This is a genomic window from Bacteroides cellulosilyticus DSM 14838, assembly GCF_000158035.1.
In the GTDB taxonomy this organism is placed as follows: domain Bacteria; phylum Bacteroidota; class Bacteroidia; order Bacteroidales; family Bacteroidaceae; genus Bacteroides; species Bacteroides cellulosilyticus.
This window is the reverse complement of the sequence record NZ_EQ973490.1, coordinates 1,326,425-1,343,651: the sequence shown is the minus strand read 5'-3', so window position 1 is coordinate 1,343,651 and position 17,227 is coordinate 1,326,425. Positions and strand designations below refer to the sequence as shown.

Below are 17,227 nucleotides of genomic sequence, written 5' to 3'. Positions count from 1 at the left end.
GATATGAATCAATTCAACTCCTGATTCGCATGATTAATTATTTGATAAGTGAACCGATTACGAAAATGAATAGTATGAAATTAAAAGCAATCATTCTTTGTATGGGAGTAGTGGGATGCCTGATATTCACCGGTTGCGGAAAAAGTACCTCCTTTTCCCGCAACAGCCATCTGGCATTAAATGACTCTAACTACTTCGAAACACGCGGGTTGAACTTCTTCGTATTCAGCAACCTATACGATGCTACCTTCGATGATTCCAAGATCAGTGCCGTAGAAATCATTCATCACGGCATCCGCACCGCTACCAACGGAGATGTCCGCATGAATCCGACACCCGGACAATGGAACAAGTTGCCAAAGTTCGTCGAGCGTATGCCGGATAAAGAACATAACCGGATCGACGTCATACTGGAATATCCCGAATACAACTTCGAATACAAGTTGACAGGAGAAGCCCGTGACGGCGGTTTCTACCTTAGCGTAAACGTAGACAAACCTTTACCCGAAGCATTGCATGGCATAGCCGGACTGAATATGGAATTCATGCCCCCGGTCTTCTTCGGTCATTCCTACATAATAGACGGCAAGCACGGTCTGTTCCCCACTTCTCCGGCCGACTTTATGACTACCATCAACGGTGAAGTGGAACCCACTCCCATGGCCACCGGCAAACTGATAGACATTGCACCGGACGAACCGTTGAAACACATCACCATCCGCACCACCGATGACAATAACCTGTCATTGTTTGACGGAAGGAACAAACAACAGAACGGAAACTTCGTTGTGCGTACCCTGCTTCCGGCAGGAAAGACCGGCAAGATAGCCGAATGGTTTATCACAGCGGAGACCCAATCCGACTGGGTGCGCAAGCCCGTAGTGAGCTACTCACAAGTAGGTTACCACCCCACACAAAAGAAGGTGGCCGTAGTGGAACTGGATAAAAATGACAAGCCACTCTCTACCGTCTCTTTATATAAGGTGTGTAGTGACGGTAGCCTCAGCAAAGCCCTGTCCGGCACTCCCAAAACCTGGGGAATGTACACACGCTACAATTACCTTCAATTTGATTTCTCCTCTGTCACAGAACCGGGCATCTATATGCTGGAATATGGCGACCAGCGCACAGCACCTTTCCCCATCGCAACAGATGTGTTTCAGAAAGCATGGTTCCCGACACTGGACGTATTCTTCCCTGTACAGATGGATCATATGTTTGTCCGCGAAGCCTATCGCGTATGGCATGGCGCCGCACATCTGGATGATGCCCTGCAAGCTCCCGTCAACCGTATCCATTGGGACGGTTGGAGACAAGGACCGACCACCGGCAACAAGTACAAACCACTGGAGCATATCCCCGGTCTGAACGTCGGCGGATGGTTCGATGCAGGAGACTTCGATATCCAGACCGGATCACAACATGCCGTAGTACAGGCTTTCGCCCTTTTGTGGGAGAGTTTTGGGGTAAACCGCGATGAAACCACCATTAATCAAAAGACACGCTATACGGAAATACATGTACCCGACGGCAAACCCGATGTATTGCAACAGATTGAACACGGCGTTCTGCAATTAGTAGCGCAGGTGAATGCGATAGGCTATGCCATTCCGGGAATCAACGAGTCTCATTTATATCAGTACCGCCATTTGGGAGATGCGGTAAACAAGACGGATAACCTGGTTTATAACCCTCGCCTGGATAGCCTGCAAACCGACGGGCGTACAAGTGGTACTCCCGATGACCGTTGGGCATTCACCAACCGGACACCGCACATGAATTATGGCACAGCCATTTCGCTGGCAGCCGCTTCGCGTGCATTGAAGGATTACAATCCGGAACTGAGCAAAGAAGCCCTGCGAGTAGCTCGCTTCATCTGGGACGACGAACACAACCACCAGGCAAATCCCGAAGAACAAACGTATAGCGGACGATTCAGCAATCCTGAATTCATGAAATCCATCGAATGCAGAGCCGCTTTCGAACTCTGGCGCTCAACGGACTATGAAGGTTACAAGACAAAAATGAACGAACTGCTCCCCACCCTTTTGGAACAATTCAACCGGAATGCCTCTGTCATTGCACAAATGATTCCTTTCATGGATAATGCGTTCAAGAAGCAAGTAAGGCCCTTGGTAGAAGCTTATGCCGGAGAACTTGCCGAAGTAGACAAAGAAAATCCGTATGGAGTAAGGATCAGCACTGCCGGATGGGCAGGTAACAGAAACATTGTTCAGGCGTGTATTACGAACTACCTGCTCCATCGTTCGTATCCCGAGCTGATAAACCCGGAATACATATACAGAGGATTGAACTATCTGTACGGTTGCCATCCGTGCCATAATCTGTCTTTTGTTTCGGGAGTAGGCGCACAGCCCAAAAAGGTAGCTTACGGGAGCAACCGGGCCGACTTCAGTTTCATCCCCGGAGGTGTGGTGCCGGGCATCAGGATATTGAAACCGGACTTCCCCGAGAACAGGGAGGACTATCCTTTTCTTTGGAGCGAGAATGAGTATGTAATAGATCTGGCAGCAAGCTACATCTACCTGGTGAATGCAGTCAACAGCCTGCTGAAATAAGGTCTCCGGTCCTCCATTTACAGGCCACTTGCATTTCATTTGTAGAACACTTGTGTTGAACAAACAGAACACTTGTGTCCTGCAAATGTAACACAAGTGTTACATAAATGCCCTGCCAGCAAGAAAAGTCCTCCTCAAAAACAGTTTTATACCCCTCCTTAAGAGGGTTACATACTACTTTTGCAGTTATCATTAATATTTGAATAGTTTTTTTGAAAAGTATAAAAAGACGAACAATGAAAAGAAAGAAATTATCAAGTGCAATTATCAAGACGGGAAGCGCAATGATATTTTGTTCCATTATCACAGGGACGATGTGGGCACAGGGAATACCCTCAGTTACCAATATTCCAAATGCCCAATATCCTATGGTGAACCCCGACCGAACTGTGACTTTCAAAGTAAAAGCTCCCGATGCAAAGAGCGTACAAATCGTTCTCGACCGTCCCTACGAAATGCAAAAAGGACAGGACGGAACGTGGGAACTCACCTCTTCTCCGCAAGTGCCCGGTTTCCACTATTACTCGGTACAAATAGGAGGCTTGCAGGTAACTGACGCCTCAACCTATTCCTACTTCGGGATGAGCCGCCAGGCAAGTGCCTTCGAAGTGCCCGAGGAAAAAGTAGATTTCTACTTACCGCAGAAAGGGGTACCGCAAGGAGCACTCCGTTCCCGCAGATTCTACTCGAAAGTATGCGACGAATGGCGCAGAATGTACGTATATACCCCTGCCGAGTATGAGAAGAATCCGGATAAGCGTTACCCCGTCCTGTACTTGCAGCATGGAGGTGGCGAAGACGAAAGAGGTTGGCCCAACCAAGGATGTATCGGTGCCATCCTCGACAACCTGATAGCCAGCGGAAAAGCCAAACCGATGATTGTAGTGATGAACTGCGGATATGCCGTATATGCAGGAAACAAATATCCCGAACAACAGCCGAATGCCCGCTCATCGGTAGACGCATTCGTCGCCTTCGAAGACATGATGATAAAAGATGTAATTCCACTTGTAGATTCGACTTACCGCACATTGACGGACAAAGAGAACCGTGCCATGGCAGGTTTGTCATGGGGAGGTAAACAAACTCTGGAAACCACTCTGCACCACCGGGATTTATTCTCTTACATCGGATCATTCAGCGGAGCATTGCCCATAGACAAAAATACGGATATAGACGCACTCTACGAAGGCGCTTTCAAAGATCCCGTCACATTCAATAAAGATTTCAAGTTCATCTGGCTGGGAATCGGTGAAGAAGAAGGTCCCAATGCCGAACTTCTGCATGCAGCACTCAGCAAGAAGGGAATCAACAGCCTATTCTATCAGTCACCCGGCACAGCCCACGAATGGCTCACCTGGCGGCGCTGTCTCTATCAATTTACACCTCTTATCTTTAAATAATCAGACTATGAAACTGAAATCCATCTTATATACAACTCTGATCGCTTCCCTGATTACCGGATGTGCACAGAAACCCAAAGAAAAAGAAGCAACTGCCCCGGTATCGGCATCGACCAATATCCTCGGTATCAGTTATCCGGTGGTAAATCCGGACTTATCAGTAACCGTCAGGGTAAATGCTCCCGATGCAGACTCGGTAAAACTGGACTTAATGAAGAAATATCCCATGACCAAGAATGCAGACGGTATTTGGGAAGTAACCTCCGATCCGCAAGTGCCCGGTTTCCACTATTATTTCCTGGAGATAGACGGGTGTTCCGTAGCCGATCCTTCCAGCGAATTGTTCTACGGATGTGGCCGGATGTCAAGCGGCATTGAAATTCCTGAAGAAGGAGTGGATTACTATTTACCTCAGCACGTTCCACACGGTGAAATCCGCACACAGATGTACTACTCCGACATCACTCAGGCATGGAGAAAGTGCCTCGTATATACTCCTGCAGGTTATGACGAGAACAACACTCAGAAGTATCCCGTATTATATCTGCAACATGGTAGCGGAGAAGACGAAACCGGATGGTCCAACCAAGGAAAGGCAGACAACATTCTGGATAACCTGATTGCCAGCCAAAAAGCCGTTCCCATGCTGGTAGTCATGGACAGAGGATATGCTACAGACCCCAAAGAAAAAGAAACGGGACAAAAAGGCAGGTTCAACTTCAATACTTTTGAACGGGTGGTTATCAATGAACTGATACCCATGATTGATAAAAACTACCGTACTTTGCCCGACAGGGAACACCGTGCCATAGCCGGCTTGTCAATGGGAGGTTTCCAGGCTGTAAGCATCGGGCTGGCCCATTTAGATAAATTTGCTCATATCGGTGGATTCAGTGGCGGAGGAAGGATGAACAGCAATGAACTGAATACAGCCTACAACGGCGTTTTTGCTGATGCCGAAGCCTTCAATCAAAAAGTGAAAACACTGTATATCAGCTTGGGAACCGAAGAAGCCGCACGCTTTAAAAATGTAACGGAATTCCATGATGTACTAACTCAAGCAAACATCAACCATATCTATTACGAGTCTCCCGGTACAGCCCACGAATGGCTCACCTGGCGGCGTTCATTGCATCAATTTGCAGGCTTAATATTCAAATGATGATGCTTCAGATAATACAGATGTAGTTTTAACAATACTTGCAACTATGAAGATACTGTTTCACTTCACAATAACTCTGTTCGTTCTTAGTCTGGTCGCCTGTAATCAGACTAAGAGCCCGGAACCGGTAAAGCAATATACATTTATCGGCGGCAAGGAAGGAGATAAGATGGACACCACTTCCTTTGACTCTTTGCAGTTAAGCGATCCCTTTATCCTGGCCGATGAAGAAACACAGATGTATTATCTGGTTGGAAGTGGCGGCAGTTTATGGAAAAGCACGAATCTAAAGATGTGGACAGGTCCCTATCAATACATTACTGTGGATACAACTTCCTGGATTGGAACCGCTCCAAGGATATGGGCCCCGGAGCTCCATAAATATAAAGGTAAATACTATTGTTTCGTCACCTTTACCAATCCCAAGATCATAGTAGACACTGTACCCAACAGATACAATGTGCAACGTCGTGCCACCCATATCCTTACATCCGACAAAGCAGCAGGTCCCTACCACCCCATCAGCGGCACAGACTATCTGCCGGAAGACTGGTCTACACTCGACGGTAGTTTCTGGGAAGAAGACGGAGTACCTTATATGGTCTTTTGTCACGAATGGATGCAAACCGTAAACGGAATGATCAACTACATCCAGCTTGCTCCGGACCTGTCAGAATCAATAGGGACCGCTACTACCCTTTTCAGAGCATCCGATGCCCCATGGCCAAGAGAAATGAAATCGATAGGTGAACTCACCTTCGGCATGGCACTGGAAGGCTATGTGGCAGATGGTCCGTTCCTGTTCCGGACAGGTACGGGACGTTTAGGAATGTTGTGGTCCAGTTGGAGCAACAGCCGTTGTGCGCAGGGAGTGGCTTATTCCGGGTCGGGTAAACTTGCCGGCCCCTGGATTCAGTGCAATACTCCTCTGATACCTAATAATTCAGGGCATGGTATGTTATTCCGTACATTCGATGGAAAGTTGCTGATGTGCCTGCATCACCAAAGCCTCGACTCCGAGAACCCGGGTCCACGAAGACCCACACTGTTCGAAGCCGATATTTCAGGAGATGAAATTAAAATACTGGGGAGATATCATCCTTAGCAACCAAGAAATAAAAACATAATTTTATACCATGAAAACAACATTATTATGAAAAAGGTATTAGTAACCTGTGGTTTGTTATTCTCCCTATCGGGGTGGGGACAAACATTGCCGTATCAGAATCCCGAACTAAGTCCGGCAGAAAGAGCGAAGGATTTAGTGAAACGCTTGACTTTAGAAGAGAAAGCGCTCTTGATGTGTGATGATTCGGAAGCCATTCCACGCCTGGGAATAAAGAAGTTCAATTGGTGGAGTGAAGCCCTTCACGGGGTAGCCAATCAGGGAAATGTAACAGTCTTCCCCGAACCGGTAGGAATGGCCGCTTCATTCAATGACAAACTGGTATTCGACATTTTCAATGCAGTCTCCGATGAAATGCGTGCCAAGCACAACGAGCGCGTACGCAACGGACTGGAGGACGTCCGTTTCCACAGTCTCTCCGTCTGGACTCCCAACGTAAACATCTTCCGTGATCCCCGTTGGGGACGTGGTCAGGAAACTTACGGGGAAGATCCTTACCTGACTTCACAAATGGGTATTGCAGTGGTAAAAGGATTGCAGGGACCTGAAAATGAGAAGTATCGCAAACTGCTTGCATGTGCCAAACATTATGCCGTACACAGCGGTCCGGAATGGAGCCGTCATACCGCCAATCTGAACAACGTCAGTCCCCGCGACTTGTGGGAAACTTACCTGCCTGCGTTCAAGGCACTGGTACAAAAAGCCGATGTACGCGAAGTGATGTGTGCCTACCAGCGCCTGGACGATGATCCTTGTTGTGGAAACACCCGTCTGCTTCAACAGATACTCCGTGATGAGTGGGGATTCAAATATCTCGTAGTCTCCGATTGTGGAGCCATTGCCGACTTCTGGACTTCCCACAAAAGTTCCTCCGATGCCGTACATGCAGCCGTCAAAGGAACCATGGCAGGTACAGATGTGGAATGTGGATACGGATATGCTTATCAGAAACTGCCGGAAGCCGTATCCAAAGGATTGATAACGGAAGAAGAAGTAGACAAACATGTGCTTCGCCTGATGGAAGGACGCTTTGAACTCGGAGAAATGGACGACCCGTCATTAGTGAACTGGACAAAAATACCGATGTCGGTAGTCAACTGTAAGGCTCACAAAGATTTGTCACTGAATATGTCACGCCAGACAATGACACTCTTACAGAACAAAAACAATGTATTGCCTTTAAGTAAATCCATCCGCAAGATTGCAGTTATCGGTCCTAACGCCGATGACAAACCTATGCTGTGGGGCAACTACAACGGAACTCCGAATCAGACCATTACCATCCTGGACGGCTTCAAAAGTAAACTGAAAAAGAATCAGATCGTCTACATGAAAGGCTGTGACCTGGTGAATGACCAAACATTGGAATCCTATCTTGACCAATGCAGCATAGATGGGAAACCCGGCATAAAAGCTACATTCTGGAACAATCCGGAACGCCAGGGAGAGCCTGTTTCTTCGCTCCGTACCACCCAGCCCATCAACGTGACTACATACGGATTACATACTTTTGGCCCCGGAGTAAATCTTGAAAAGTTCTCAGCCAAATACGAAACCGTATTAACTCCGAAGGAATCAGGCGAAATTCTCCTCAATCTCGAAGGTTGCAGTTACTTTGAATTATTGGTAAACGGCAAGTCGATGACTAAACACCGCACTTGGAGAACCACCGATACCCGCACCATGCTACAAGTGGAGAAAGGGAAAGAGTATAAGATAGAAATACTCTATGCACAAGTAGAAAACTGGGCTGCAAACCTGAAGTTCAACCTCGGCAAAGAATTCCCGATCAATTACAGTGAAAGCATTTCGAAACTTAAAGGCATAGATGTAGTGGTCTTCGTAGGTGGCATTTCGCCACAACTGGAAGGAGAAGAAATGCCCGTGAATATTCCCGGTTTCAAAGGGGGTGACCGTACGGATATAGAATTACCCGCTGTACAGCGAAACTTCCTGAAAGCTCTGAAAGATGCCGGAAAACAAGTAGTATTTGTCAACTGTTCCGGATCGTCTATGGCATTGCTGCCCGAAACGGAAAGTTGCGACGCTATTCTCCAGGCATGGTATGGAGGAGAACTGGGTGGATATGCTGTAGCCGACGTGCTGTTTGGTGATTATAATCCCTCCGGCAAGCTGCCCGTCACTTTCTACAAAAGTACGAAACAACTTCCCGACTATGAGGATTACTCCATGAAAGGACGTACATACCGGTATATGTCCGACCCTCTGTTCCCATTTGGATTCGGATTAAGTTACACGGATTTCGCCGTAGGTACAGCCAGTTGCAACAAAACCCAACTCCATACAGATGAGTCGCTGACCTTGACTGTACCGGTCTCCAACACAGGCAAGCGCTCTGGAACTGAAGTCGTACAGGTTTACATACGCAAAACAGATGATGCTGACGGACCATTAAAGTCCCTGAAAGCCTATGCACGTGTAGAACTCGCAGCAGGAGCCAAACAGGATGTCAAGATAGAGTTGCCATCCGAATCATTCGAATGTTTTGATCCTTCTACAAATACCATGCGTGTGGCACCGGGTGAATACGAGTTATTCTATGGAACGAGTTCCGCAGCCCGGGATCTGCAATCTGTCAAAGTCACTTTACGGGATAGTAATGAACTAAATGCTGATAATAATTTAGGCGCGGATTACGCGGATTACACGGATTTTTTTCTGTAGTACAATGTTGTAGCGCAGCCTTTAATCCGTGTAATCCGTGTAATCCGCGTAATCCGCGCCTAAAATTATATTCATAACCGAAAAGAAAGAAATTAATTCCGCCAACGAATTTTTATTTTATCTTTGTGTCCGGATGAAGAAATAGAAAGCCCGTACACATTAAAAACAGTCAACTTATGAAAAACAAAAGACTATTTTTATTATCCGCATTTCTGGTAATAATAGGTACATTAAAAGCTCAGAACCCCATTATTACGGATCAGTTCACTGCCGATCCCACCGCCAAAGTTTTTGAAGGCAAGATGTATGTCTATCCTTCACATGACATTCCGAGCCCCATCGAGCGTCTGAAAGAATGGTTCTGTATGGCAGATTACCATGTTTTCTCGTCAGACAATCTGATTGACTGGACAGACCACGGAGTGATCCTAAGCCAGGAAAATGTACCTTGGGTAGCTCCTGACTCCTATTCTATGTGGGCCCCCGAATGTGTATACAAGAATGGGAAATATTATTTCTACTTCCCATCCACCCCTAAAGGCGAAGGCAAACGCGGTTTCAGCATTGGAGTTGCCATAGCCGACAAGCCTTACGGCCCTTTCACCCCGCAGGCCACTCCCATTGAAGGAGTCAATGGCATCGACCCTTGCGTGCTCATTGATAAAGACGGGCAAGCCTACATATACTGGTCAGGCCGCGGAATGTCAGTAGCAAAACTGAAAGACAATATGCTTGAACTCGCCTCAGAACCCATGCAAATTCAAGGATTACCCGAAGGATTCAAAGAAGGACCTTTCGCCTTTGAACGCAACGGAAAATATTACTTCACATTCCCCTGGGTAAAGGAGAAAACGGAAGTTCTGGCTTATGCGATGGGAGACAATCCCATGGGTCCCTTTGAGTTCAAGGGTATCATTATGGATGAATCACCAACCGATTGCTGGACCAATCACCACTCATTGGTGGAATACAAAGACCAGTGGTACCTGTTCTATCACCACAACGATTACTCCCCCGAATTCGATAAAAACAGATCGGCACGAGTCGATTCCTTATTCTTCAACCCGGACGGCACTATCCAAAAAGTAATCCCCACCCTGCGCGGAGTGGGCATAACAGATGCCCGGAAAGAAATTCAACTGGATCGTTACAGCCGGTTAAGCAATCAGGGAGCAGCCATCGATTACCTGAACCAAGCAAACAAATTCGAAGGCTGGAAAACCTTATTGAGCAAAAACGGTGCATGGGTGCAGTACAACCGGGTGAACTTCGGAGATAGCACCCCCCGGAAAGTGAAAGCAAGAGTAACCTCGGACAACGGAGGAACACTGCAAATACGTATAAACGGAACAAACGGTCCGGTTATCTCGGAAATAAAAGTTCCCAAAACCGATAAATGGACGAATATTGAATCCTCGGTTCGTTCCGCTCAGACCGGTATCCACGATTTATACGTGTCTCTAAAAGGAAACGGTAAAGTTGAAATCGACTGGATCAGTTTTCAATAACTAAATCTCCATGCCGGATATGAAGTATACGAAGACAATAGCACTAATCACAACCCTGCTCTGCTTCCTGCAAGGGCAGGGTTTAGCGCTTGCCCAGGATAATCCAAACCAATACAATTACCTTTATCTTACTATCCGGAACGGATTATGCGACAACTCTATCCGAACCATACACAAAGATCACAACTCATTCATGTGGTTCGGAACCTCCAACGGGCTCGACCGTTACGATGGTTACGAACTGAAACACTACTCCACAGCTCCCAGGCAACCGTATCAGTTTATTGAAAGTAATTACATCAATGACATTGACGAAGACGACAACAACTATTTGTGGGTAGCTTCCGAAGCCGGCATCATGAGCATTGATCTCCTTCACGAAAATCTCAACTTCTATAAGGAATACTCCGGTAAGAACAATAATGTGCTTTACTCTCCCGTTCAGGCCCTGCTTGTCGACGATTTCAATAATCTCTGGGTAGGCAAAAGTGACGGACTGGCCTACATCATTCTGAACGAAGAAAGGCAGATAAAAGATATCCGGATATTGAAGAAAGATGTGGATATCAAAACCATCGTAAAACACGGTAGTGATATCTGGGCGGGAGGCGACAAGTGTTTATTGCATTTCACTCCTTCGGGCAAACAGGATTACAGCAATATCCCCGTAATTACAAACTTAGATACTTCACAGTTAATCTTCAACCGCCTGTTTTCGTATGGTGACTATCTGTGGATCGGCACCCAAAGTGGCTTATACTGCTATAACACCCAGAATCAGTTCTGCATACTCTATCAGCATAATCCCAATAATCCTCACAGCATTTCCTCCAACTTCATCACAGATATTGATAAAAATTCATCAGGCGACATCATTATCGGAACCAGAAACGGAGTGAACATATACCAGCGAAATGACCAATTCGTTACTTTCAGCAGAGGCATACAAGCCCGGTCCCTGAATGATAATATCGTCAACCGGATATTTGTTGATAAGAATGATAATATCTGGGTAGGGACCGACTTCGGCGGAATTAATATCATGGCTCCGCAACGCATAACTTTCAATTATTCACTGCAAGGGTATGAGAAAGGAGTACCCAACATCATCAGCACGGTGCTCGAAGACAAAGAGGGAAACATCCTGGCAGGAATTGTAGATGGCGGACTTGCCATTAAGAGGAAAGGTGCTGACTCCTTTTCGCTCTTCAAACACAACCCGGGAGATCCGCACTCACTGGCTCACAACAACATCTCGGATATCATTCAGGACCTGCATGGCAATTACTGGATATCAACAATAGGCGGAGGGCTGGATAAACTGGATAAAAACAATCTGTCACATCCCGTATTCGAACATTACAACAGTTTGAATTCCTCCCTGACCTCCGATGACATCCATGACATAGCCCTGGACTCTGCCCGGAATGCACTGTGGATATGCAGCGGCAGCCATATCAATACACTCGATTTCTCTACGGGAGCTATCAATCGGCTAAAGTTCTACACACAGTCCAAAGAACCCGTTCATAACATGAATACAATCTTCATCGACTCACAGTCAAGATTATGGATTGGTGGAAACGGCGTGTACGTCATCGACCTGGAAAATTCCAGGAATACCTACGAATGTATATACTATCAGCACAAACTGGATGATCCCGAAAGCAAAATCAATGAAAAGATCACTTGTATATTCGAAACTAAAAAAGGGGAGATTTATCTGGGTAGCCTCGGAAATGGCATCTACCTGTTGGAAGACAACGGTAACAACGAAAAATATACTTTCAAGAACTATGCCGTACGCTGCGGTCTTTCGGACACCAGCATCTCGAACATTCTGGACGATGAGAACGGGAACTTATGGATCAGTACCCTAAAAGGCATTTACTTCTTCGATATCAATACCAAACGGGCCTTCAAGTTCGACGAAGGAGACGGGTTACTGGTACCCCAATTCTATAAAAGATCCGGTTGTAAGACCATCAATCACAATATGTTACTGGGAACTATCGATGGTTTCGTAACATTCAGCCCACTGGTAAACCTGCCCAAGCAAAAGCAGCGGACGATAACCCTCACCAGCGTTGTCTGTAACGGCAGCCAGCTGATACCTTATCTGAACAGCGACAATCTGCCCGTAAGTATCTCAACAACCAAGGAACTGCATTTATATCCACCACAGAATTCCTTTGAAATCACATTCAGCTGCCTGGATTATATCGAACAGGAAAAGGTGTTCTACTTCCATCGCATTCATGAACTGGAGGAGCACTGGAACACAGGATTGGTAAAGAGAAACGCCAAGTACACCAATCTGCCGCCGGGAAAATATACGCTGGAAATACGATGCACCAACCACGACAACACCTGGTCTACCGAAGCCACCTGTCTCAGCATTATTGTACATCCCCCATTCTATAAAACAGGATGGTTCTACTCACTTATCGCTATATTGATAGTGTCCATTCTGCTTTATATCATCTATTGGTATAATGCAAGGCAACAACATATCCAGAAACTTCTGAAAGAAAAGATAGAAAGCATGTCCGAGCAGATGGAGGCTATCAACAAAGAGAAGCTATCCTATTTCACCAACCTCGCACATGAGTTTAAGACGCCCCTGACCCTGATACAAGGACCGGCAAGCCAGCTTGTCAGGCAAACCACCGATCCCAAAGAAAAAGAGGACTTACAGATTATCAACCGGAACGCTCAATACCTGCTTTCACTGGTCAACCAACTGATTGACTTGCGCAAGATCGATACCCAGAACTTAACGCTCAATTACTCTCAATTCAACTTCAGCAAGTTCCTGAACACAACAATAACCGACTTTTCCAACCTGATGAAAGAACGAAACATCAGCTTTGAAAAGATATACCGCCTGAAGAGTGACCATATCTATTCTGATAAGGAAAACCTGCATAAGATACTGTTCAATCTATTATCCAACGCCATCAAGCATACTCCCGATAAAGGAAAAATCACATTGCATGCCAACCAATTCATCGACAAATCGAACAAACTCATGCAGTTTATCTCCGTCACCAACAGTGGCAGCATAATAGCTCCTGACGAAATAGACAAAATATTCAACCGTTTCTACCGGATACCCGAACAGAACAAATATACAAACTACGGACAGAGCAGTACGGGCATCGGACTTCACATCGTAAAAGAGCTTATCAACCTATTAGACGGAACGATTAAAGTCAAGAGTTCGGAAAAAGAAGGTGTATCTTTCAGATTATATTTCCCCATTACGCTGGCGGACGCAGCGGAAAATGAAATTCATGAGGAATATAAAGAGCCCGTACCCGTTGAAGACAAAATCGAGCCGTTCATTCCTATAGACAGGAGCAAGCCGACTTTGTTATTGGTAGAAGACAATCCCGATATGCGTCATTATATCAAGAATATGCTGAAAGAAAAATACAATATCGCTGAAGCAAACAACGGTGAGCAAGGCTATAAGACAGCCCAGAATATCGTGCCCGATTTTATTGTATCCGATCTAATGATGCCCATATGCGATGGTTCCGACTTCTGCAAAAGACTGCGCGAGGACAAGCTTTTAAGTCACATTCCTTTCCTGCTTCTCACGGCAAATTCAAGTGAGACTGCCCGAATAGAAAGCTATGAAAACGGAGTAGACGGATATATCACCAAGCCTTTCGAACAATCCGTATTATTAGCCCACATAGACTCCATCTTGAAGAACAGGGATTTGCGTCAGAAGAAATTCGTAGAACAAGACTTGAATCCTATCCTGCTGGAAGTGGGACAACCCGACCAGCAGTTCATGAACGAAGTTATGAATATTCTGGAAAAGAACTATGCTGATCCTCAATTCGGTGTAAAGGATCTGACAGAAAGGCTGAACATCAGTTATACAGTGATTTATAAGAAATTCGTATCACTCACCGGACTTCCGCCGGTACGTTTCATCCAATTATACAGGCTACAGATTGCCAAGAAAATATTAGAGAGTAGCACCAATAACGTCATTGTATCAGAAATAGCCTACCGGGTGGGATTTAATGACCCCAAGTACTTCACCCGTTGCTTTGTGAAACAATATAAGCAAACGCCCAGTTCATTCTTCAAGTAGCACGACCTTAGAATCAGGTCTGTTTACAGCACATTGCGGAAGGTTTCTATTTTATAACTATCAGATCGCCTTCCGCAAACCCAACTGTTATATGTTTCACCTGAAAAAGACTTATTACTTTCAGTTCTTTCTTTAACTCTTTCAGAACTTCCACCAGGCCGTTCAGTACTTCCTCCCACGGGATTTCGCTGGAAAGTTGCAAAGCATCACAGTTCCTTTCTCTCGGATCGAAATCTTCTTCACAAGCCCAGTCATCATTTTCCGCGTCATATTGTTTAGAGCCTGTCAGTTCGAGTGTATAGCAGCTCTGCCCATTTTCTTCGACAGCTTCCCACAAGTTGAAGTTCAATGCAATGATGTCATTAGGCAGGGTTTCGTATTCAGCAATGAACAAAAGCCACTGTTTTACAATGGCTTTTACTTTCTGTTTATCAAATACCTCCATAGGGGTACAGCAAGTCTGAAAGTCCGGTTTACTTTCATCGTTCCCCAATATGGAGAATAGTTTTTTCAAAATATTACTCATTCTTAATCAATTCAAAAGTGTAGCTTCCTAACTCAATGACATCATTAATATGATATGACTACAAAGATAATGACAAACTATAAATAAATAGTATCTTTGTTACCATACCATATTAATAACCTTTTAGTTGAGGAAAATGTTTTGCATGGCATGATTAAACATCAAATAAAGCAACCCGGTATCCAGATAGAAGACGTTATCTCTTTTTCTTCCAGATATAAATATGTGCCCCTACCGTTGCATATAGGCGGGTGACATCCATTTTGCCGGTATATGTCTCATCAATTGCTGCCTGCAGCCCAGTATTGTCAACTTTTAGTTTCCCAATTTCGCCTCCTATTAAACCGAGATCTACGCTCATACCTACTACTGAACTCAAACGATATTCAAGACCCACTGTGAAATTTCCACCTAAAGCATTGGCTGTACCACTGAGTTCCCCCAATCCGCTTCCTTTCACTGTCTCTTTATAGCGCAACCACCCCCAACCGATTGCGCCATAAATGGTTAGTTTCTCTCCTAAAATCCATCGACCGGTAAATTGGGGGGCAATATACAATAGCCGCCCTATATCATCCATAACCATACCACGTACACCATCATAGAAAGCAACTGATTGCTTGGAACGAAATTGCTGTACAAGTACTCCCCATCCCCAACGATTGTAGTAACGAGACATTCCTACTCTCCAATCAAGTCCCGTAACGTAATTAGAAGCAGCCAGTCCCTCAACCTTTTCTACCGATGGAATATATCCTATGCCTGCACCTGCAAAAACGTAACCGATAGGTTGTTTATTCCAGTCCGTGCCCTTACGTGGTTGTGAGATAACCTCTTGTTTGGATTGTACCAGACCCTCGTTTATCTCCTGAGCATGAAGAGAGAATGCTCCCAAGATGCTGATTGCTAATAGAATGATTTGTTTTTTCATATTTTATGTATTAGTTTAATGTTTCAGTTCTCACCTTCAGGGGGATAAACTACTGTCCAGTTCATCTGTTCCAAATCTTCCAATTTGAGTTGGTAACGATATAAAACAGGAACATACTTCTGAATAGTGTCACAAGGAGCAGAACGATACTCATGGAACTTCTCTGCATCCAATACCAAATACTGTATATACGGAAGGAATCCAAGGTCTGACTCCCATCCGTATTTGCTTTCATAGAGATATGAACTATTAGCTAAAATGCCTTGCGTCGGAATTCTACATTCATACAAAGTGTCAGCATTTGTTATAGTAGCACACCACAATTGCTGACAAACTATTTCTTTACCAGATTTATTTACCAACGTTATATAACGCTGAATCGGCTGTTTTGGACATGCACATAGAAGGATGCATGCACATAACAATACTATTATCCTCATTCGTCTCATATCTATCTTACTCGATGATTATTATAATAAATTCCATCAACACTCATCACAGTTGCGTTCAGAAAAGCCTACTCGCTATAAGGAGGCCACATTTTTATATTACGCATAGCGGGAGTGGGAGGATAATAGATATCATGTTTTAAAAGTTCCATATCTTTTAGCGTCAAATCATATCGTTGTAAGATATTATAGTTACGACTTATTTCCTCCCAAGAATATTTTGCAAGCGTATCAGCATCAAAAATAAATATGCGTATCGTATCATTAGACATTCTAAAAATCTCTTCTGCAGTAATTGAACCAGGTACTATAAATAAATTTACTGATTTCTTTTCCACGGTTGTAAATCCATAATTATATTGGGATGTAGCATCATAGTCTTGATAGGCAGGTACTAAAATATCTTGGATACCCAGATACCACATGTTTAAACACACATCTATTTCTCTATCCGATTGATTATACACCTCGAAGCCAAATTCATGCGTATTTGGGTCGCAGGAAGAACATCCTAACAATATTAGTAGTAGTTTGCTTATCAGTTTCATATTTCCATCTTTTTTGTTCAAGAATTTACTATATTTCGTATACAAATTTAGAATGATAGTGATAAAATCTCTTATTCTAAACCATACTGAAAATAAATAATACTCACTCTTCAGGGAGATATACGATTGTCCAATTCAAACTATCAAGCTGTGCAAGAGTGTACTCATACCTTTTTGCTACAAGATAATCTTCACG

At 44.7% G+C, this 17,227-nt stretch carries 11 protein-coding genes; 7 read left to right on the top strand and 4 right to left on the bottom strand.

All coding sequences use genetic code 11. The annotated features are described in order from the left end of the window. Window positions 1-74: 74 nt before the first annotated feature. The 7 genes from BACCELL_RS09510 (at window position 75) to BACCELL_RS09475 (ending at window position 14,577) form a co-directional block, all read left to right on the top strand. Window positions 75-2,579 carry a glycoside hydrolase family 9 protein gene (locus BACCELL_RS09510; protein ID WP_081450809.1) on the top strand — a complete coding sequence of 835 codons (2,505 nt, stop codon included), beginning with the start codon at window positions 75-77 and terminating at the stop codon, window positions 2,577-2,579. 236 nt (window positions 2,580-2,815) lie between these two features. Then, window positions 2,816-3,982, top strand: a complete 1,167-nt coding sequence (locus BACCELL_RS09500) for an alpha/beta hydrolase-fold protein (RefSeq protein ID WP_052309546.1) — start codon at window positions 2,816-2,818, stop codon at window positions 3,980-3,982. A gap of 7 nt (window positions 3,983-3,989) precedes the next feature. Further along, a complete protein-coding gene (locus tag BACCELL_RS09495; protein ID WP_007211518.1) occupies window positions 3,990-5,144 on the top strand; it encodes an alpha/beta hydrolase-fold protein in 1,155 nt (384 codons plus the stop codon). Window positions 5,145-5,190: 46 nt separating this feature from the next. Continuing rightward, complete coding sequence (locus BACCELL_RS09490; protein WP_007211517.1) at window positions 5,191-6,249, top strand: glycoside hydrolase family 43 protein; 1,059 nt, start codon at window positions 5,191-5,193, stop codon at window positions 6,247-6,249. 48 nt (window positions 6,250-6,297) lie between these two features. Further along, the gene (gene xyl3A, locus BACCELL_RS09485) at window positions 6,298-8,955 is read left to right on the top strand and encodes a xylan 1,4-beta-xylosidase (protein WP_007211516.1); all 2,658 of its coding nucleotides are present in this window, start codon (window positions 6,298-6,300) and stop codon (window positions 8,953-8,955) included. A 176-nt stretch (window positions 8,956-9,131) separates the two neighbouring features. Continuing rightward, the gene (locus BACCELL_RS09480; RefSeq protein WP_007211515.1) at window positions 9,132-10,463 is read left to right on the top strand and encodes a family 43 glycosylhydrolase; all 1,332 of its coding nucleotides are present in this window, start codon (window positions 9,132-9,134) and stop codon (window positions 10,461-10,463) included. A 19-nt stretch (window positions 10,464-10,482) separates the two neighbouring features. Further along, a complete protein-coding gene (locus BACCELL_RS09475) occupies window positions 10,483-14,577 on the top strand; it encodes a hybrid sensor histidine kinase/response regulator transcription factor (protein WP_149949311.1) in 4,095 nt (1,364 codons plus the stop codon). Window positions 14,578-14,623: 46 nt separating this feature from the next. Here the strand turns inward: BACCELL_RS09475 and BACCELL_RS09470 are convergent, their stop codons facing one another. The 4 genes from BACCELL_RS09470 to BACCELL_RS25710 form a co-directional block, all read right to left on the bottom strand. After that, the gene (locus tag BACCELL_RS09470) at window positions 14,624-15,091 is read right to left on the bottom strand and encodes a hypothetical protein (protein ID WP_225979459.1); all 468 of its coding nucleotides are present in this window, start codon (window positions 15,089-15,091) and stop codon (window positions 14,624-14,626) included. 208 nt (window positions 15,092-15,299) lie between these two features. After that, window positions 15,300-16,034, bottom strand: coding sequence for a hypothetical protein (locus BACCELL_RS09465; protein ID WP_007211512.1), 735 nt, complete (start codon window positions 16,032-16,034; stop codon window positions 15,300-15,302). Between the two features lie 23 nt (window positions 16,035-16,057). After that, a complete protein-coding gene (locus BACCELL_RS09460) occupies window positions 16,058-16,396 on the bottom strand; it encodes a hypothetical protein (protein ID WP_149950533.1) in 339 nt (112 codons plus the stop codon). Between the two features lie 155 nt (window positions 16,397-16,551). Next, complete coding sequence (locus BACCELL_RS25710; protein ID WP_007211510.1) at window positions 16,552-17,031, bottom strand: hypothetical protein; 480 nt, start codon at window positions 17,029-17,031, stop codon at window positions 16,552-16,554. Window positions 17,032-17,227: the final 196 nt, after the last annotated feature.

Excerpts from the sequence above, each read along its gene's own strand:
- BACCELL_RS09510 (WP_081450809.1), top strand. The coding sequence starts at position 75 with ATGAAATTAAAAGCAATCATTCTTTGTATGGGAGTAGTGGGATGCCTG.
- BACCELL_RS09500 (WP_052309546.1), top strand. The coding sequence starts at position 2,816 with ATGAAAAGAAAGAAATTATCAAGTGCAATTATCAAGACGGGAAGCGCA.
- BACCELL_RS09495 (WP_007211518.1), top strand. The coding sequence starts at position 3,990 with ATGAAACTGAAATCCATCTTATATACAACTCTGATCGCTTCCCTGATT.
- BACCELL_RS09490 (WP_007211517.1), top strand. The coding sequence starts at position 5,191 with ATGAAGATACTGTTTCACTTCACAATAACTCTGTTCGTTCTTAGTCTG.
- xyl3A (WP_007211516.1), top strand. The coding sequence starts at position 6,298 with ATGAAAAAGGTATTAGTAACCTGTGGTTTGTTATTCTCCCTATCGGGG.
- BACCELL_RS09480 (WP_007211515.1), top strand. The coding sequence starts at position 9,132 with ATGAAAAACAAAAGACTATTTTTATTATCCGCATTTCTGGTAATAATA.
- BACCELL_RS09475 (WP_149949311.1), top strand. The coding sequence starts at position 10,483 with ATGAAGTATACGAAGACAATAGCACTAATCACAACCCTGCTCTGCTTC.
- BACCELL_RS09465 (WP_007211512.1), bottom strand. The coding sequence starts at position 16,034 with ATGAAAAAACAAATCATTCTATTAGCAATCAGCATCTTGGGAGCATTC.
- BACCELL_RS25710 (WP_007211510.1), bottom strand. The coding sequence starts at position 17,031 with ATGAAACTGATAAGCAAACTACTACTAATATTGTTAGGATGTTCTTCC.